The organism is Shewanella sp. SM101 (assembly GCF_025654465.1).
Taxonomy (GTDB): Bacteria; Pseudomonadota; Gammaproteobacteria; order Enterobacterales; family Shewanellaceae; genus Shewanella; species Shewanella oncorhynchi.
The window spans coordinates 1-17138 of record NZ_JAKKRH010000052.1; the positions used below are offsets into that span (position 1 = coordinate 1).

At 40.6% G+C, this 17138-nt stretch carries 18 protein-coding genes and 1 pseudogene; 4 read left to right on the forward strand and 15 right to left on the reverse strand.

Going from position 1 to position 17138, the window contains the following annotated elements; all coding sequences use genetic code 11:
• The 3 genes and pseudogenes from L5M38_RS20465 to L5M38_RS20475 form a co-directional block, all read right to left on the reverse strand.
• Nucleotides 1-96 (reverse strand): annotated as a pseudogene (locus tag L5M38_RS20465) (integrase); the annotation flags it as partial.
• 635 nt (nucleotides 97-731) lie between these two features.
• On the reverse strand, nucleotides 732-1769 hold the full coding sequence (locus L5M38_RS20470; protein WP_263180179.1) for a ParB/RepB/Spo0J family partition protein: 1038 nt from the start codon (nucleotides 1767-1769) through the stop codon (nucleotides 732-734).
• 2 nt (nucleotides 1770-1771) lie between these two features.
• Nucleotides 1772-2980: an AAA family ATPase gene (locus L5M38_RS20475; RefSeq protein ID WP_014620345.1), complete on the reverse strand. Its 1209-nt coding sequence runs from the start codon at nucleotides 2978-2980 to the stop codon at nucleotides 1772-1774.
• Nucleotides 2981-3278: 298 nt separating this feature from the next.
• Between L5M38_RS20475 and L5M38_RS20480 the strand changes: the two genes are divergently transcribed.
• Nucleotides 3279-4232, forward strand: coding sequence for a DNA-binding protein (locus tag L5M38_RS20480; RefSeq protein ID WP_014620346.1), 954 nt, complete (start codon nucleotides 3279-3281; stop codon nucleotides 4230-4232).
• Between the two features lie 1249 nt (nucleotides 4233-5481).
• Here the strand turns inward: L5M38_RS20480 and L5M38_RS20485 are convergent.
• Nucleotides 5482-6624 carry a replication initiation protein gene (locus L5M38_RS20485; RefSeq protein ID WP_014620347.1) on the reverse strand — a complete coding sequence of 381 codons (1143 nt, stop codon included), beginning with the start codon at nucleotides 6622-6624 and terminating at the stop codon, nucleotides 5482-5484.
• Nucleotides 6625-7297: 673 nt separating this feature from the next.
• Here L5M38_RS20485 and ssb point away from each other — a divergent pair.
• Nucleotides 7298-7903: a single-stranded DNA-binding protein gene (ssb, locus tag L5M38_RS20490; protein WP_263180182.1), complete on the forward strand. Its 606-nt coding sequence runs from the start codon at nucleotides 7298-7300 to the stop codon at nucleotides 7901-7903.
• A gap of 237 nt (nucleotides 7904-8140) precedes the next feature.
• Nucleotides 8141-8545: a hypothetical protein gene (locus L5M38_RS20495; protein WP_014620349.1), complete on the forward strand. Its 405-nt coding sequence runs from the start codon at nucleotides 8141-8143 to the stop codon at nucleotides 8543-8545.
• Between the two features lie 305 nt (nucleotides 8546-8850).
• Here L5M38_RS20495 and L5M38_RS20500 read toward each other — a convergent pair whose 3' ends face one another.
• The 9 genes from L5M38_RS20500 to L5M38_RS20540 form a co-directional block, all read right to left on the reverse strand.
• Nucleotides 8851-9267 carry a helix-turn-helix domain-containing protein gene (locus L5M38_RS20500; RefSeq protein WP_263180185.1) on the reverse strand — a complete coding sequence of 139 codons (417 nt, stop codon included), beginning with the start codon at nucleotides 9265-9267 and terminating at the stop codon, nucleotides 8851-8853.
• 304 nt (nucleotides 9268-9571) lie between these two features.
• Complete coding sequence (locus L5M38_RS20505; RefSeq protein WP_263180187.1) at nucleotides 9572-9835, reverse strand: type II toxin-antitoxin system RelE family toxin; 264 nt, start codon at nucleotides 9833-9835, stop codon at nucleotides 9572-9574.
• 324 nt (nucleotides 9836-10159) lie between these two features.
• Nucleotides 10160-10516 (reverse strand): hypothetical protein, encoded by a 357-nt coding sequence (locus L5M38_RS20510; protein WP_263180189.1) that lies wholly within the window; start codon nucleotides 10514-10516, stop codon nucleotides 10160-10162.
• Nucleotides 10509-10808, reverse strand: a complete 300-nt coding sequence (locus L5M38_RS20515) for a hypothetical protein (RefSeq protein ID WP_014620354.1) — start codon at nucleotides 10806-10808, stop codon at nucleotides 10509-10511. Before L5M38_RS20515 ends, L5M38_RS20510 begins: the two co-directional genes overlap by 8 nt.
• Nucleotides 10809-11006: 198 nt before the next feature.
• Entirely contained in the window at nucleotides 11007-11231 is a 225-nt protein-coding gene (locus tag L5M38_RS20520) for a hypothetical protein (protein ID WP_014620355.1), read from the reverse strand.
• A gap of 472 nt (nucleotides 11232-11703) precedes the next feature.
• Nucleotides 11704-12366 (reverse strand): hypothetical protein, encoded by a 663-nt coding sequence (locus L5M38_RS20525; RefSeq protein WP_014620356.1) that lies wholly within the window; start codon nucleotides 12364-12366, stop codon nucleotides 11704-11706.
• A gap of 4 nt (nucleotides 12367-12370) precedes the next feature.
• Nucleotides 12371-13702, reverse strand: coding sequence for a TraB/VirB10 family protein (locus tag L5M38_RS20530; RefSeq protein ID WP_014620357.1), 1332 nt, complete (start codon nucleotides 13700-13702; stop codon nucleotides 12371-12373).
• Between the two features lies 1 nt (nucleotide 13703).
• Nucleotides 13704-14906, reverse strand: a complete 1203-nt coding sequence (locus tag L5M38_RS20535) for a hypothetical protein (RefSeq protein ID WP_014620358.1) — start codon at nucleotides 14904-14906, stop codon at nucleotides 13704-13706.
• A gap of 2 nt (nucleotides 14907-14908) precedes the next feature.
• Nucleotides 14909-15565, reverse strand: a complete 657-nt coding sequence (locus tag L5M38_RS20540) for a TraE/TraK family type IV conjugative transfer system protein (protein WP_014620359.1) — start codon at nucleotides 15563-15565, stop codon at nucleotides 14909-14911.
• 137 nt (nucleotides 15566-15702) lie between these two features.
• Here L5M38_RS20540 and L5M38_RS24620 point away from each other — a divergent pair, with 137 nt between their 5' ends.
• Nucleotides 15703-15867, forward strand: coding sequence for a hypothetical protein (locus L5M38_RS24620; protein ID WP_411569292.1), 165 nt, complete (start codon nucleotides 15703-15705; stop codon nucleotides 15865-15867).
• A 79-nt stretch (nucleotides 15868-15946) separates the two neighbouring features.
• Here L5M38_RS24620 and L5M38_RS20550 read toward each other — a convergent pair whose 3' ends face one another.
• Both L5M38_RS20550 and L5M38_RS20555 read right to left on the reverse strand, forming a co-directional pair.
• Nucleotides 15947-16342, reverse strand: a complete 396-nt coding sequence (locus tag L5M38_RS20550; protein WP_014620361.1) for a hypothetical protein — start codon at nucleotides 16340-16342, stop codon at nucleotides 15947-15949.
• Between the two features lie 156 nt (nucleotides 16343-16498).
• On the reverse strand, nucleotides 16499-17134 hold the full coding sequence (locus L5M38_RS20555) for a DUF4400 domain-containing protein (protein ID WP_014620362.1): 636 nt from the start codon (nucleotides 17132-17134) through the stop codon (nucleotides 16499-16501).
• Nucleotides 17135-17138 lie beyond the last annotated feature (4 nt).

Sequence of the window (17138 nt, forward strand, 5' to 3'; positions counted from 1 at the left end):
ATTACCTTCGATTTCGAGTCTAGTGCGGATACGCCAGATATCCTCGAGCTTAAAGGGCTTTTTCTGCCCAGTTCGATGGCCTTTTTTCGTCCACATAACTGACCCCTAAATGACTTTAGAAATGTCCTTATTTATTTTAGCTTGAGATTGAGGTCAATGAGTTGAATAGATATGCAATTTAGGAAATTGTGACAGATTTGAAACTCAAAACTGTAGTGTATTTGGTCTAACTGATAATGGGGCATAAACGTTTTAGAAAATGCAGCGTACCGATAATCGTTGCCTTTTAAGTATGATACTTAACCTTGGTGAAAACTGGGCCTAACGTTATGACGATAGTAGCAAAGCCCATTTAGAACTGATTCCTGAGAATCACCCACTAACACACCTTGCCAACTGATTCCTGAGAATCACCCTTACAATTTAGGCTTATAGCTTGAAAAATTTATTGGAAATTAATCAAAAAAAAAGAGACCGCTATGGCCTCTTGTTTTCTATATTTTCTATCTTATTTCTTTGTAGCATTCAGCTCAACACAGATCCTTTGTATTTCACATAACTCACGCATTTTCATTGCTGGCAATGTGAAAGGTATTTTATTGCTTAGCGCATTGTTAATCGCTATTGCGAGTGCTAACATTCTTTCTGCTGACATGAATAAATCTCCGATTAAGGGTTTAGCAGTGTTGGTTTGACAGGTCAGGCTTGGCGGTTCGACCTGTCTACTTTTTCTAATGTTTGTTACTAACTAAGTTAATCAAAAAATCCTTGAGCTGCTGAATTTCATCTTCATTAAGTTTTACTATCTCCACATTTGTTTTGTTTTTATGAGTACGCATTGTCACCCAACTATCACGCTCTGCGTTTTCAGCTAGTCGCGCCTTGGGTGCATTTTTAGGTTCACTCTTACTAGCCGCTTTTAATACGTTGATGATAAGTTCATTACGATTGACATTAATATCATAAATACCCGCTGAATCTTTGTGTGGTGGCACATAAGCAATGATCTCATTAATATCAGCCATCACAGACGGGGTTAGCAATTCACTAAGATCCATTTGCATATTTGTTATTTTAAATAATGTGTCCACTTGTGTAGAGTTTATTGCCGATGGGCTAGGCAATAGCGCAATTACCTCTGTAGGAATTTTTATAGATTTCAATGCTCGCTGAACGTATGAATATGAAACATCAAATTGACGCGCTAACATGCGGAATGACAATGGTTTAGTTTGCCCAGTTCCATCATTTTTTGCAGCTATCTCAGACTCTAAAATCAGTTTATCAAACAGCAAGCCAGCATCACGCAAGCTCTGTTGTGCATCTGTTTTAACATACTGAATGATTTCTAATATTTCGGACTTACTTAAAACTTCGTTAGTGTATGAAACATTTAAATTGGCACCAGCTATAATAGCCGCTTCCCTGCGCCGCTGGCCGTCAAAAATCGCATATCCATTTTTGTCCTTTGTAGCTAAAACGTTTGCAAATTGCATTTGAGCAATAGAAGCAACAATTTTTTGTAACGATAATGGGGTAATATCCACGTTTGGACGAGGGTTGTGCTGATGAACATGCGTTTTTGTTTGCACATTTTCAGCCGCTACCTGATCTCTAAAAAATGTGACAACGCGGCCAGACGACAAATGAATAACCATAGAATCTTGTACATTTGTATTCAGCTTTGCGCTTTCATCACTATTTAGGTCCATCCGTTCAATCATCGAATTGACACGGCCAACAGTTTTAAATAAGCCTTTACCAGCCATATTTATATCCCCCGTAACCTTGAAATATGCTGGAAAAGCGTCAGTGAAAACGCATCTATAGCTGTTCTAGCTTTTTTTAGTGAACGCGAGTCACCAGTATAATTATCAGGGTGAACAGAAATTACTGTATCAAATGTCTCAGCGCATCGTTTAAATGCCGATAGTTCAGGGATATTCGTCAACATCAAATCTTCCCCAAAAACAGCATTTGCTATCATAGAGCTATCGTTGTCCTGCTCGGTTTGAGAAAAACGAGTCATATAAGCTAAATGCCCGAGTATATTAATTTCTGCACCAGAACGTTCAAGATCATCAATTATCTGTGGCAGGCGTTCGATGTACTGGAATGTTGAGTGCAAATCTACCGTTGTTGGTGGTAATGGGGTAATAAGTATGTCTGTGGCGCACAGTGTAGATTTCAAAATTGAATCTAAATGTGGTCCACAATCAATCATAATGAGGTCATAGTCATTTATTAATCTTTCAGTTACATTCTTTTTAAACAATTCCCACGGATTTACATTGTCACCAAATTGCTCTTTGCATAGCTGTACCCATTGTTCGGCAATGAAACCATCAGCAATTGATGCAGGGATCATGTCAACGCCCTGTATTTGCGTAGGCAACACGAAATGCTCTAGAAGTTCTTCTCGGGTTAGGTCAGCTAAAATTGCTTGGATGGTCGTATTATCAATGGTCCCAATCGCATGTTTGTGATTTAAAAACATAGATGCCGAACTCTGTGGATCACCATCAAGAATTAATATTCTCAGGTCATGTTGGAGTAGGTTAGGGTGGCAGCGCAGCGAATGAGCAATGTTTACGGTTGAAACAGTTTTAGACACTCCGCCTTTCAAATTACATATAAACAGCACTAACCCACGTTCAAATCTTTTACATAACGGAGTTATTTTACGATGCTTGTATATATCTATTACCTGACTAATTGGCAGATCATAAACCTCGACTGAACCATTCATTTTTTTGGAAAACTGATAACCTTCAGCTTCCATTTCATGCATCGATTTCTCAACGATTTTACGCGTTAACAACGGTAAATTGCCAACAGCACCTTTTGAGTAACGCTGATGAAACGTGTCTGTTTCAAACTCAACTTTTTGATTTGAAACGGATTCAGACATGCTCGTTAAAACTTTTCTAGCCCTATCAGCTATGGCTATCATTTTTTTCGTAAACTGTTTTTCGCTCATTCTTTGTGTCTCTATTTAATCAATTTTTAAATACCATACACTTAAAAGGTGCGGTATTCAACAGTCATGTGTGGTTAAAGCGCACCACTATACAAAAAACCTGTTTACAGATTTTAACAAGCTCATTAGCCGCTACTAATCGCGTACTCATACAATACTTGTTGTTTCTTAATCTCAGTGAAAAATAGAAATTTAATATGACTGATGGTTTAACCGGAAACTGTTTAACTATGGAAACAATTGTTTCCCGTTTCCATTGCTGTATTATTATTCAATCATCGTTTCAAAGGGTTTTATTATGAAAGAACAAAGTAGCGTTTCTTTTGAACAAGTGTCTAAAGCCGCAACTAACATGTTAAATAATGGTATTACGCCGTCAGTGCGTAACTTACTAGGAGTTACTGGTGGTCGAACCGAAACTGTGAGCCAGCACTTGAGGGACTATAATGATAAACGAAGTGCCGAAGTGCTAAAGATGGCTGACGAGCTAGGTAGTTCTGCTATTGCGAAACTCCTAGCTAGTGAAGTGCAGACTGTTGTTGATCGCAAAACTGATAAATTAAGCACTCTACTGGCTGAAATGAAGGACCAACGCGATGAACTTGTTGAATTAATATCGGAGTTGGAACAGAACGCATCACATCGCATAGAAATAGCTGAAGCCAAAGCTACTCATGCCATTAATGACGCAAATAACAAAATAGGATCTGCCGTAGAGGATGCTAGAAAGGCCGAGGTCAAAGTTGCTGAATACGCTAAAATTGCTGAGTTAGCTAAGTTGGATGCCGAAGGGCTAGTAAGGATGGCTGAAACTAAATCTCAACTTTTAATTGAGAATGCTAAATCTGAAGCTGAGTCGCTGGTTAATGCCGCAAACATTCGTGCAGACAAAGCTGAGCAAGAAACAATTATTTTACGTGAGCAGATTGGGTTATTAAGCGTAGATCAAGCTAAGCGTCAGATTGAGCAAGCCCTGCATCAGCAGACACTAGAGTCTCATCAAAAGGCTGTCGCAGAGCTCGCAGATGAACGTACTAAAAATACAAGGTTGCAAATACAGCTTGAAAATCAAGTAACAAATATCCAGCGGCTTACAAGTGAGAATCAAGATTTTCGTTCAGACTCTAAAAATCTTGCATCGCTTCAAGGGCAGTACATTGAATTGCAAAAACAATTTACTCAATCACAACATTCTTTATCTCAGTCCGAACGTGAACGTGAATCATTGAGCGTAGCATTGAGAAGTAAGTAGTTTTACTGATAAACATAGGGGGTAGGTGTACACATGTGGACCTGTATCACTCTGTATTGCATTTTAAGAACAATATTATGGCATTGGCAATTAATTGCGATCAAAATCGAATCTAGCGCGATCTAGGAGTGTTGATACAACTTACTTTAGATTCTATCTAAGCATACTTCATGATTACTATTTCAAGTAACTACTGGTTAACTAAGTGAGAAGGATCTTAATGCTCTGCTTTCGATCTAAAAAGAGATCAAAAAAGGATCTTTCCCCTATAAAAGATCTTTATAATGATCTTTATAAAGAATATAGATAAATATAAAAGACTATAGAGATTGATTTTTACATTTTAAATCAGTTAGTTAAACCACTATTTTTTACACTTTTTAAGTGTATACAGGATAGTTTTTAAGTGTATACAGGATAGTTTTTAAGTGTACACACGACTGTTTTTAAGTGTACACATGACTGTTTTTAAGTGTACACATGACTGTTTTTAAGTGTAACAATTTGTCAGCTTAAAAAACAATCAACAAGAAATGGGAAAAACATTAATTCCTTACGTTTTTGCTCATTTGACAACCTTTTTTAAGTGTTTCACTCCCTTTTTTAAGTGCCAATACACGACAGTTTTTAAGTGTTGATTGAATTAATGACTATTTTTAAGAAAATTATACATGGTTATCTTTTGTTGCATTCGTATTTGACCACCTTTTTTAAGTGTAAATACACGACAGTTTTTAAGTGTTCCGCTTACCAGCTTAAAAAGTAACCAATGGAGAGTAGTGGAGTCACTGATCTTTTGCATAAATACCGATTTCGCTCCCTTCTTTAAGTGTTTTACTCCCTTTTTTAAGTGTATATATACGACAGTTTTTAAGTGTTGACTGTATTAAAGCTATTTTTAGAAGAAGTTACACATAAACCGATACCGTATAATTCTAGTTTAACCACCTTTTTTAAGCGTTAATACCCGACAGTTTTTAAGCGTCAATACACGACAGTTTTTAAGTGTCGATACACGACAGTTTTTAAGTGTCGATACACGACAGTTTTTAAGCGTCAATACGCGACAGTTTTTAAGTGTCGATACACGACAGTTTTTAAGCGTCAATACACGACAGTTTTTAAGCGTCAATACACGACAGTTTTTAAGTGTCGATACACGACAGTTTTTAAGCGTCAATACACGACAGTTTTTAAGTGTCAATACACGACAGTTTTTAAGTGTCGATACACGACAGTTTTTAAGTGTTTAGAGGTCAAGCAATTGCGTTAGCTTTGATAGTTTAGCGAGATTGGCTTTTTCAGGTTCTACATCTACATCGAGTGATCTTGCACCGGCTTTTTGACGATAGAACGCAAATACTCTTTCAAATATTTTAACGCATTGAGCCCGTAATTTTTCGCTATTTGCGTCCTCCGGGTTCTCGGTCACAATCACATAATATGCAACAGCTAATTTCTCCAATTCCTCCTGGGTAATCTGTTCCTTTTTGGTCCGTTCTCTGTTTTCTGTATGCAACGCATAATCTGTAGCTGTGTTCTCGTCCATCGGGTGCTGTTTGATAAACTGGTCTATCCACAAATACTCAAATGTTACACTCGTAATCAGTTTACCAACTCTGTTTATGGTGATGCCCTGACGTGGGGCTCTTGATGTTTGGTCTTTACCTGCGAAGAAGATTAGTTCCTCACTACATAGCTGTTCAATTTCAGCGATAGAACTAACGAGGACTTTTTCTATGAATTTGGTGTTATCCATTAGCGTTGATTTACCTGAAACTGGCTCCCCGTTACCATCAATGATGCCAAAAATGCCCTTTAATGTTTCCATGTCGATTTTAAACATTCGATTCTCAGGGTTTTTGAATCGAGATAAAATATCATACATTGTCTTTGTATAACGCCCGTTAAAGCGAAGTAGTTTCATCACGTTAATAGAAGCATATCCCTTTGATGTATCAACAAAAAACTCGCGTAATTCATAATTTGGGATAATAGATAGTTGTCGATCAGCATACTTAACTGATGGAAACAGTGTATGCGATTCAAACTCAGTGCTATCTGCTGCATTTTCGATAGCAATTACTCTGGACTGTAGCCGTTTAGCGATGACTTTGATTGTGGTACTGATATTTTTAGATTCAATATTTAGCCACTCACTTAATTTATGAGCAGGTATCTTGATCTCAAGCCGCGCATCCGGTCGCCAATCAATATTTTGAAGTTGAATTAGGAATAGGGCGAATAAATTCTGTTCGTGAGTTGTCAACGAGACTCTACTAAAAATCAATTTATGATTTTTTTTGTATGTTGATGGTAGCTTGTATTCGGGGTGAACGATGAAATCCTCATGTTCTAACTTTTCTTGTGAGCCTTTTGGATTTTTAGTCACAATGTAAACCTGTTATTTAGTGTATTTAGCGATATCCCACATGGGGGCGCAACCTAATTTCATTATACATACTGGGAAAATCCAATCCAGACCTAAGACAACCTTATTTAAGTGTTTGCCAACCTTTCTTAAGTGTTTCGCAACCTTAATTAAGTGTTTTGACCACCTTATCTAAGTGTTTTGACGTACTGTTTTTAAGTGTTTTAGCTGCTATCACTAAAATAACTTAACGTTAGCAATACTAGGGTTGAGTGTTAATGTATTGATTTTATTGTTTAAATAAAATAAAGCTGAATGGGCGCACTTTGTCTGGCTAATTTATATACTCAAGTTGATTTTTTACTTATATCACAAGCTGATCTGATTGTCCGTGTTTTGCCAATTTCTATAGTTAACACTATAAGTAGTTGTATTGAAAAAAAATTTCATCAATACACTTAAATCATTGTTTATATAGAAGTGTTGGGCTCTAACATAAATAACTCAACTTGCCGTTTGTAGCACTCCTTTTGTGTACTTCAACACTTAAAAACTGTCGTGTGTACACTTAAAAACTATACGGGGCGGCCCATTTTAAATGGGCTTGGCATTTTGATTTTTATTTCTTGCGAGATAATTTTTTTGTGTTCAAATGAGTCTATTGATAATTCATCGTAAACTTTGGTGTAACAAAATGGCATCGGTTAACAAGGTAATTTTAATAGGTAATATAGGTCAAGAAATTGAGTTTAAGACTCTGGCTAATGGTTCGTCAGTGGCTAAATTTAGCTTAGCGACTAGCGACTCTTGGAAAGACTCTAGTGGCGTTGAGCAGGAAGTGACGGATTGGCATCGTATTGTTGTTTGGGGCAAGTTAGCAGAAATTATTAATACTTACGCAGGTAAAGGCCGTCAGGTTTATGTCGAGGGTAAGCAAAAAACTCGTAAATGGACTGATGAAAATAATCAAAAGCGCCAAATTACTGAGGTTGTCGTAGATTTTGATGGTCAAGTGCAATTGCTGGATAAGGCCCCACAAAGTCAGGGATACCCACAAAGTCAGGGACACCCACAAAGTCAGGGACACCCACAAAGTCAGGGACACCCACAAAGTCAGGGACATCCACAAAGTCAGGGACATCCACAAAGTCAGGGACATCCACAAAGTCAGGGACATCCACAAAGTCAGGGACACCCACAAAGTCAGGGACACCCACAAAGTCATCATTCTCCTAATGTTTATGTCGCCCCGCAGCCTGTAGTTAGCGCCCCACAAAAGACCTATACCTATAGGAAGTAGCTCACATGGTAATTATTTATGTTCAGCGCCACAGGGCTTTTGTCCTGCGGCGCGAGCTAAAATTTTGTTAAAGCAAGTTGATAACCCATTGATGTTTTATTAGGTTTTTTATTGGCTAAAAAATGTATAGCCTTACCTTCGTTAAGAGTCATTCATTTTTTAGCCAAAATTTCTTAAGAAAGATTGCAAGTCTAAGCAGTTAGACCACTGTTAATTTTAAATCCTAGCGAGAGATCCATGAATTTAAATATTACAATGTTAGTAGCGTTCATCGTCCCTTTCTGTTGTTTAGCTGGCACGAGAGGAATAGAGCAAACGAAAAGCTACACAGAGCGTCAATGCTCAGAGAACAAGCCTGCGTCTGTTGATGTGTTGCTGAGTGATCTCAAAGAAGATGATCGCATCAGATTTGAAACGTACTTTCCCTTTGGCGGGATTCATCGCGAGTTTGGTTTGGTCAGTAACTTTAACAGTAGTCGAATGCAAGTTGCTGAGTATTTTTATGTGCAAAAGGGTAAGTCTAAGGCTCGTTACTATGAGGCTATTGCTAAGTTCGATACAAAAAAGGGTAGTGGTAGCGTGAAACTCTATTGTGTAGATGTTACACGCCTGTATGAGTTTCCTAAACTACCCGCTGGCTAGCATCCCGAATTCGTGGAATAGCACTTCGGCAGTGGTTTGGCTTAATAGGATTACACTTGTTAGGACCGGACATCGAAAATAATGCTTTTACATTATTCATGCACTTGAGTTTTCGAATCAAACAGGTGGTAGGTTTAATCAAATATGTAAGCGCCAAACTATTTTCTTTTTATCCATAATTATAATCACCCGGCAAGTGAAGCCCACGAAGTTCAACAAATGGTTAATAGGGCATGATTGCGCATAAGGGGGATTGTCGGTCAGCAGTGCAAACAAAAAGGGCGTCCACATGGGACGCCCTTTTTTTATGCTAATTGCTCAATGCTACATTGATATAGCTGAGCCATTTTTCGTTTGCTCGCTGGTCTTGTGTTAGCGCCTCTGGATTCCATGCGGCTTAACGTTGGCTGTCCAATGTTAAGTGCTATAGCTGCCTCAGATTGGCTAAAGCCGCGATACGTTCGCCATGCGGCTGCTGGCGTCATGTTATCAAGCTCAATCAGCTTGACGACTGCGTGGGGGGTATATTCGCCGCCACTCGGTTGGATGCCAGATAGCATGTCTGCATCTAGTTCGTCGGCATCTTCCTCTTTGACGTTCATTAAGAAATCGTCAAGCGGGGAGTCTTCTTCGTTTATTAAATCTTTTAGTCGCTCATATATATGTATCGGTACGATAGCAAATTGAGCGTGATTATTATTGTCACGGATGAATTGAATCATAATGACCTCTGTAGTTATTGTTGCCACTTAATTGCTAATTAAGTGGCATAACTTTAGTTGCCAAAGCTCTGCCTAGTCATGTGGCTAAGCTTGGCGTGTCGTTGTCAAAGTTCTAGCCGCATTTAGGGCTACTTTGATAGATTATTATATCTGGCATTTCTGCTTAGTATTGTTCACATATTGAATATACTTTGCACTTATGCATGTGGTTTCAATTACTTAGTAGATTATTGTGGTATTCCTTTTATTAGTAAGTACCGTCTTATGTGTAGGTAAAAAGCTAGGGCGCGCTTGCGCCCTAGCTTTACTTGTAAACATCACCACGCGAGCCAACTGCTTCAATGTATATCGCTTTTGGTTCGGTGCGGGTGTAGACAAATACAATGCGATAATCGCCGACTCTTATTCTGTAAGTGTCTTTTGCTTTCATCATTCTGCAAATGTCTAAACCAGTGGTTTGTTTATTTGACAATAAATCAATATCCGCAAGAATTGCTGACTTAAACTTTGGAGCAATAGCTTTAAGTTGTCTTCTTGCGGAGCTTGACCAGTTGACAGATAGCGCCAAGGTTCACCTCTCATAATTGGTCTTAGTTTTAACAGGCTATATTTTTAAAGAGCAAGTCTTGCGACCAAGTAAGTTCAATGTAGCATGAAAAAAGAAGAAAGCAATAAATAAGGCATAAAAAAAGCATAATGAATGAATGGTAATGATATAAGCTAGCGTTTACTGGGGTGTGCGGGGTGTTCCAATATCAAAAAGGCGTCCACATGGGACGCCTTTACTTTTTCACTGTTACTTCACCCGTCCATTATTCCGGTGTCGATATCAACACGGCCTTTTCGCCCATCGTGCGAACTGTGCCGCTAGAACCATAGTTACTGATAATTTCTAGCTGTTCTTCATACATTTCAATAATTGAGCCAATTGCCCAATCTTGTCCGTGCTGAGTTGTTTTGGTAGGCATAGTTCGGTTCCTTGTATAAGAGTCTCTTCTGCTAATTCAAACGCCACGGCTAACAGTATCAGCATTAGCATTCCTTCGTCTTTATGCCCCTTTGCACGTTCAAGTAGGACAATTAGGCTTTCTATAAGTGTCTTGCCTTCCTCTTTCATGATCGTGACAAAGTGACCGCGCCAGCCTCTTACTGACTCAACAAGCTTTTCTTCGCCGCCAAGGAATAGGAGGCAGTCATAGCTTTGCTTCATGCGATTAACTATATCGAGAGCTTGCATTTTCTTACTCATTTTCTACGGCCTTTTCTCTTTCGCGCTGTACTGTGATATCTATCCCAAGCGCTCGGCCCTCGCCTGTGATTGAGTAAGATAGCTTGTTTGTTTTCATGTTCTTAGTTGTTCGCGTGAGCCCGTGTCTGCGCAATGTTTCCATTGATGCGCGTAGCGCCACGGCGAAAACGGGGGTTTCACGAACAGAGTTAATGATATTGAGCAAGTCGGTACGAGACACGCTTGTAATGTTCCTGCTTTCGAGAGCGGCCAGTGCAACTAGCACGTCACTTTGCAGTCGTGAAATTCTCATAGCGATTCGTCCTTATTGTTATGTGATAATAATAAGAATTTTACGCACTTATTATTATCACGCAATAATAAGATGCATGTTAACTGTCAAAATAGTTATTATCCTTGGGGAGCTCACCCCTTAACCTTGTCCATTTTGAAAACTATTATGTCCGCCTACAATGCAAAAATTCCGCGCAATGGCGGCTTGTTTTGTTGGTTAGTTTTCGTCTATGAAGAACGAACGTTCTTGGGTGGCGACTATCTGGATCTGTGTTTCAACCCCATTTATTAGGACAGTGCCTAGCCATACTTTGTTAGTAGGGTAGTCACTGTCAGTATCGGACAGTAGTTCCTTAATCATCCGGCTAAAATCGCGAGACTCTGCGGCTATTTCTTCCGCTCTAAATTGCTCGTCATATTCTGGGTTTCTTAAAATTTCCATACCTATTTTCCTTTTTATTTAGCCACGCCCAAACCGTAAATCCTAAACTTGTTGCTTGCTATCAGCATCATCTTTGATTTGATTTTCACTAGGCTACAGGCAGGATTTATTTAGGCAAAAATTTAAAGACTCTCGCATTCGTAGGAGAGTATTCATCGGCCTTGCGGATAAAGGGCAGAGAAAGAAGGGGCCTGACATAACCACATCCGGGGCGGGGTAGTTGTATGTGTTAGGGGCTGACGGAAGTCATCGCTCCGGGCGCTTAATTTATGCCGGGGTGGTTGTATGTGTTAGGGGCTGACGGAAGTCATCGCTCCGGGGCGCTTAATTTATGCCGGGGTGGTTGTATGTGTTAGGGGCTGACGGAAGTCATCGCTCCGGGGCGCTTAATTTATGCCGGGGTGGTTATATGTGTTAAGGGCTAACGAAAATAACCACTCCGGTACGTTTTTGTGAGAACTTTTATTGATACTTACGGATTTTCTTGATTCTGCATAGCAAGCGCCATTTCTATTAGCTTTTCTGCTTTCGGTGGGGCTTTACCTTCGGATACGTATTGCTCTCTAATAGCCTTTGTTGAAATGAGTACACTAACTGGCGGGATATTCATTTTAAACGCAGCAGGGGTGCGTACAACCATGTTTGCATCCAAGACCAGATAACCCATATCGAAATACAATTGCCCAAGCTCCTGAGCCGCAGTGCTCATTTCACCCTCTAGCACAGCTTCTTTCGACCATTCTGCGAACATTTCTTTCACATCGACAACCGCAATTTTTTGAGTGTCAGGGTTTGACACATATTTATTGCTGACATCAATGGTAGTTTCAGGAGATCCCATGATACCCATACCCACTTTAAGCAGTCCGAATAAAAATACCATCCCGACCATCGTGGCGATAAGTTTAGGGGCCGACAATCCTTGTTCATTCACTCTCTTTGCTATGGTGCTATCAGAGTCTACAGGTTCAGTTTTTGTTTTAGCATCGCGAGTTGCTATGTCATTAACTGACTGCTCATTTATCACAGGCGCCTCGGTGCCCTCCGAACTGGTTACATCCGATTTAAAATGTGGCTCTGTTTGACTGGCAACATCGGCGTTGTGATCAATATCTTCTGAGTTTTTTGTTGTCATTGTCTTACCCTTTAAATTTAAGGCCCATACCGCGCTGAACAATAAAATCGACACCTTCAATACCGCCATTCATTTCTAAATAGGGGCGAGCTTCATCGGCCAGCTCTAAATAGAAATCAGCTATTTTATCGAATGCGGAACTCGCGCCGCCGGCCATAGCGGACCCAGTTGAATCCTTGTAATAGTTGCTATCATAAACGCCACCGTTTGACTTATTGTTCGTCATGTTGGTTAACGTATCCGCCCCAGTGCCGTAAATACCCGCCCAAAACGATTGTTTAATCGACTCACCATATCGAGTAACTAATTTAGCAGGGATGCCAGCGTGTCCATCTTGCCCTTGTGCAGAGGCCACAAATGGTTGTTCAATTGCTCTGCCTTGTTGATCGATACAACTGATGCTCTCAGCTCTAATTTCTACTCTGCTGGTACTAGCGCTACCTCTTGCTGAGCCAACAACCATGCACCCTACTAAATCAATCGTGAAGCCGTTAGGCATCATGCCAACATCTACAATTTTTAGAAGGACTGGTGCAGGGTTTGTTTGAGCTGATGTACTGGTCGGGACATGCTGACCTGTTAACAAGGTCATAGGCAATACAGTACCCGCCGACAGCCATGTATCTTGCACCTGTTCAGCTTTAGAGTTACTACCTGAATCTGATTGTGAAATGGACTTTTTAGCCACTACTTGCGCATTAGTTTGTTGGGCTATTACAGGCTCAGCACTTTCTATCGCCGGCTTTCCAATCGACAATTCACCTCGATTCATTGTAAGCCGCTTGCTTGGTGGAGGTCCGATTGAAACATCACTGCTTTTTAGGCTCGCCATTGGATCTAATGTGAAATTATTATCAGTAGCGGCTGCAATGTTTGATGGCTGCGCTTGTTGCACTGCGCCGCCCACTTGATTCCTTGGAGCCTTTACTTCGCTGTCTACGAGCATTTGCATTTGGTGCGATATTGTTTCAAGACGCTTAGTCATGTCCATTTGTGACATTTGTAAGGTATCAACTTGCGATTGAATGCGTTTCTCTCCGGCTTTTTGCTCCGTGTATTGAGCGTCAATGGCTTTTTCTCGCTCTTGGATCTTTTTCCTCATGGCAATGAGCTGTCCTGACGTTTGAGTCAATTCTAAGCGTTCGCTACCCATTGAGGACATGAATATTGGTTTAGATCTAACCGGTGTAGCCTCTGGCTTATTTACTGGCGCAGAGGGGAATACTGCTTCTGCTATAAAAAATGCAGGGGCAGCTAGGAGAACAACAATACCGATAGTGCGGTAATTTGCTGGAAGGGCAAGCCATTGGGCTCTTAGTTTGTCAAGTTGTTCCATACTAACCTCCAACGCGCGCGCGGCGCGGCACCTTAAGTTGACGTTCCCAATAAGTTCTGTCTCTCAGTATGTAGACTTCGGCGCTTTCAGTTGGAGCTAAAGTAGCTTTATCCAGTACGCCAACAGCCATCACATCCTCACGACCTAACCCCATGCAGGCTTCATCACGGAATGATCTTAGGCCATTCACATCGTTCCTAACTTCCATTATATCAATAACTAACCTCGCCCCAATGAGTCTCTGTTTAACTTCGTGGTATAGAGGCAGCATTTGCCTTATATCGCAAGGGAAGCGAATTTCAGCGGGAATATTGTCACCCTCTAATAACTCATAACCTGCTGGCACCTCTGCCTTAGCGACAATTTCAAGGAGGTTCATCACCTCGTCTATGTGACTATTCGCTGTTGGCTGGTTGGTCGCTATACGCTCCCTCTCATCTTGTTTTGCTAATTCAATTTCTTGTGTTTCATTTTCGTTATATGTTGCTATGGCTCGCTCGGCAGATTGCCGTTGGGCTGTGTTGTACGTAACGGACATTTCTACCAGCACTGGTGGTACGTTAAGTGGAACTAGGTACATTGATACCGCGGTTTCAGGTGCGCCATCTTCTTCGATAATTACATCAACCGCGCCGGCGTTTATTCCTGGCGTAACGTACACAAATCCACCCTCGGAGTAGATCAATGCGGCATCACTTGGAACAGAACTTGTGAATTTGGCATGTTTAAAAGAAGTCGCTATTCGGTTGGTCGTTGACAATGAAATAGGCAGGGTTGTTGTGCCTCCGGCTTTCAGTGAAATAACCTGATGGCTTTTGTACTGTTTGCGTAGATAGTCCATTGAATCATCGCGGCGACTAACTACCGCGCCAGCGTTCTGTGGAGATATAGCGACAGGATTGACGGGGCTTGCACCGCCATACTCTGCATTTTCGGCTTTTGGTATCGTAGCCACCTTTGTTGCATCATCAATAATTTGATTCATTTGTGGATCACTTACATGGTTTTTCCCCTGTTCTGCAATTACTTGTTGTTCAAGTGTATTAAAGTCAGTGCCAGCAACAGGCACCCTTTGAGGGGTAACTTGTTCTGTCGGCAATAAATCAGTTGGAAGTGCATATATATCGGTTTCTGTTTCGGCCACAGCTTGAGCTGCACAGAACGATAGCAATATTGATGTGGTTATTAGTGTTGGTTTATTCATGCTCAGCCGGCCTTAAATTTAACTACGGTGTCATTGTCTATGGATGCTTTGCTATTTTTACTTTGTAGCAACTCACGCTCTCTCAATGCGGGGTTAACGGCATGAGGGTATTGTTGGATATCTAAAATCATCGGACTTCCGTTCCTAACCCCAATTTTCAATTCGTAGGTATATGACCCGCTATCTGCTGCACCTGTTTTTAGTGATGTTGTAGTTTTTTCGCCAACAACCCACACGTAATCCGTGATTGATGAATAGATAGCATCGCTTGGCACAAACTTCTCACTCACACCGCGTAGTGTCATTTCTTCGATAGTCGAAACCATAAGAGCTTCGGCTTCGTCAGGGTTAAGCTCTAGCGGCACCATCTTAGTAATCCGGTCAATTACGAATTTAGAGTTTTTAGGCGTGACGTTACCAAGAATGGTTGCAATCATTAGCCCCCACTGGATTTTGTATTCCTGCGTGATTTGATTGCCATTCATTATGATTGGCTCTTTAAAATCATTCGGCATCACTATGATTTCTGTTTCTTTGTTCATTACCATCAGGGTTAGGAATACGACTGCAACGGTTAACCCTAGATTGGAGCGGCCAATATTTTTATTGGACACATTGAGGTTGTCATAACTCTCTTTGATTTTTGATTTCCAAAACATAGTTTCTACCTTACTTAATTAGCCGTCTGATGGCTGGCGTTAAGATCGCTTGTTTACCACTGGTAATCCAAAATCCGTTGATCCATAACATGTGCTTTAGAACTCCACGGCCAAACTTCTTGTACATGGATTCGACAATGGACACACTGATTACTGCGAGTATTACACCTATGTTGATGTTGCTTGACGCTAAGGCGAACACCATCACAATTACTGCCAACTTTATTGAGTCAAAATGCACCTTGCCGATTTTGATAGCGCCATTACAACGCTTGGGGAACCGCGCTTGGTTCATGCGTTAAACTCCTTCTTTATTTTAAAAAAAAGGGCGCAAACCAAAGTTGCACCCTTTAATACTCGCGCAATCAGTTGGTCTATGCCTTACTTAGCTAGACCAGCCTTTAACGCTTCCACTGTCACTGTCAAACTACCGTCAATTGTTGCAGGGGCGTTTGCTAATACAAGGATCACGACAACAGATGATAGGAAGCCGATAAGGTTAGGCTTGATCATGGAGAAAGCTATCGTGCCTAAAATAGATAGGCCCATGATTGCCTTAGCTGGTGCTCCGGTCATAAGACCTTTCACTTCATCCCACATAGTATCGAAAAAGGTATGCAGCGTAGCACCAGAGGCAGAGACAGCATTAGCATCACCGCCGTATAGCATCAGTACCGCGATGAAAACGATTATTACCGTGAATACTGCGCGAACAGTGAATGAGGATTCCTTAAAAAGCTGGAAGATATTTTTTTTCTCTTTTTGAATATTTGTCATCGGTACCGCTCCATAATTTCAGTATTACTGATTGAATTTTTCACTATTGAATTTTAGATGTTTAACACACACTGTCAACACAATATTTTTTTGATTTGCTCTATGTTTATTGTGTTTTTCGGTATTAAAGTCTAAAAGCTCGCATACGTGAGGGAATCACATATTCTTAGCGCTGTTCGAGAGTGTAACCTTCACTAACCACGCAATAATTACTGCAGATAACAGTGGAAATAGCGGGAAAATTTGAGAGGCGAAATATGCCGGAACTATGCAGTAAACCTCTAACATCAATATCACTAAAGTTGACGACCACATTGCTACTCTGAAATAACCCGTTGATGGTGAAGTAAACTCATGTTGTCTGATTTTTCGTTGCATTAATCCATCCACAACAGCCGCGCCAATCATGCCTATTGCCATCCAAAACCAAAACAGCATCAGTGATATTCGTATGAGCGTCTGATACCAGAGGCTTTTAATATTGTTAATTATTCTTGTAAGAGGATTACGCCAAAGTGATTCTCCGTTGAGCCCGGTATCTTGATTGAACTGGTCAATGAATCCGCTCACACCTGACTTCATCATTGTTATGTCGTACCAATTTTTAGCTCTTAGCACGACTATCTTCGTGGCATCTAAACTAATAACATTCTCAATGTTGCCAATTTCTCTTTTGAGCATGACGCTATGCTCTGCTGTATCCATGAATATCAATACATAGATAGTGATTAATATCCCAACAGCAGCAATAAGCCTGCGGTGCAAAGACTTGTTTTTCGTTGTATCGCTCATAAGT

What these genes read in the sequence shown, in the direction of transcription:
- L5M38_RS24620 (WP_411569292.1), top strand. Translation starts at nt 15,703, where the DNA reads ATGGACACACTGATTACTGCGAGTATTACACCTATGTTGATGTTGCTT.
- L5M38_RS20500 (WP_263180185.1), bottom strand. Translation starts at nt 9,267, where the DNA reads ATGATTCAATTCATCCGTGACAATAATAATCACGCTCAATTTGCTATC.
- L5M38_RS20530 (WP_014620357.1), bottom strand. Translation starts at nt 13,702, where the DNA reads ATGGAACAACTTGACAAACTAAGAGCCCAATGGCTTGCCCTTCCAGCA.
- L5M38_RS20480 (WP_014620346.1), top strand. Translation starts at nt 3,279, where the DNA reads ATGAAAGAACAAAGTAGCGTTTCTTTTGAACAAGTGTCTAAAGCCGCA.
- L5M38_RS20520 (WP_014620355.1), bottom strand. Translation starts at nt 11,231, where the DNA reads ATGGAAATTTTAAGAAACCCAGAATATGACGAGCAATTTAGAGCGGAA.
- L5M38_RS20515 (WP_014620354.1), bottom strand. Translation starts at nt 10,808, where the DNA reads ATGAGAATTTCACGACTGCAAAGTGACGTGCTAGTTGCACTGGCCGCT.
- L5M38_RS20475 (WP_014620345.1), bottom strand. Translation starts at nt 2,980, where the DNA reads ATGAGCGAAAAACAGTTTACGAAAAAAATGATAGCCATAGCTGATAGG.
- L5M38_RS20535 (WP_014620358.1), bottom strand. Translation starts at nt 14,906, where the DNA reads ATGAATAAACCAACACTAATAACCACATCAATATTGCTATCGTTCTGT.
- L5M38_RS20540 (WP_014620359.1), bottom strand. Translation starts at nt 15,565, where the DNA reads ATGTTTTGGAAATCAAAAATCAAAGAGAGTTATGACAACCTCAATGTG.
- ssb (WP_263180182.1), top strand. Translation starts at nt 7,298, where the DNA reads ATGGCATCGGTTAACAAGGTAATTTTAATAGGTAATATAGGTCAAGAA.
- L5M38_RS20495 (WP_014620349.1), top strand. Translation starts at nt 8,141, where the DNA reads ATGAATTTAAATATTACAATGTTAGTAGCGTTCATCGTCCCTTTCTGT.
- L5M38_RS20470 (WP_263180179.1), bottom strand. Translation starts at nt 1,769, where the DNA reads ATGGCTGGTAAAGGCTTATTTAAAACTGTTGGCCGTGTCAATTCGATG.
- L5M38_RS20525 (WP_014620356.1), bottom strand. Translation starts at nt 12,366, where the DNA reads ATGACAACAAAAAACTCAGAAGATATTGATCACAACGCCGATGTTGCC.
- L5M38_RS20510 (WP_263180189.1), bottom strand. Translation starts at nt 10,516, where the DNA reads ATGAGTAAGAAAATGCAAGCTCTCGATATAGTTAATCGCATGAAGCAA.
- L5M38_RS20550 (WP_014620361.1), bottom strand. Translation starts at nt 16,342, where the DNA reads ATGACAAATATTCAAAAAGAGAAAAAAAATATCTTCCAGCTTTTTAAG.
- L5M38_RS20555 (WP_014620362.1), bottom strand. Translation starts at nt 17,134, where the DNA reads ATGAGCGATACAACGAAAAACAAGTCTTTGCACCGCAGGCTTATTGCT.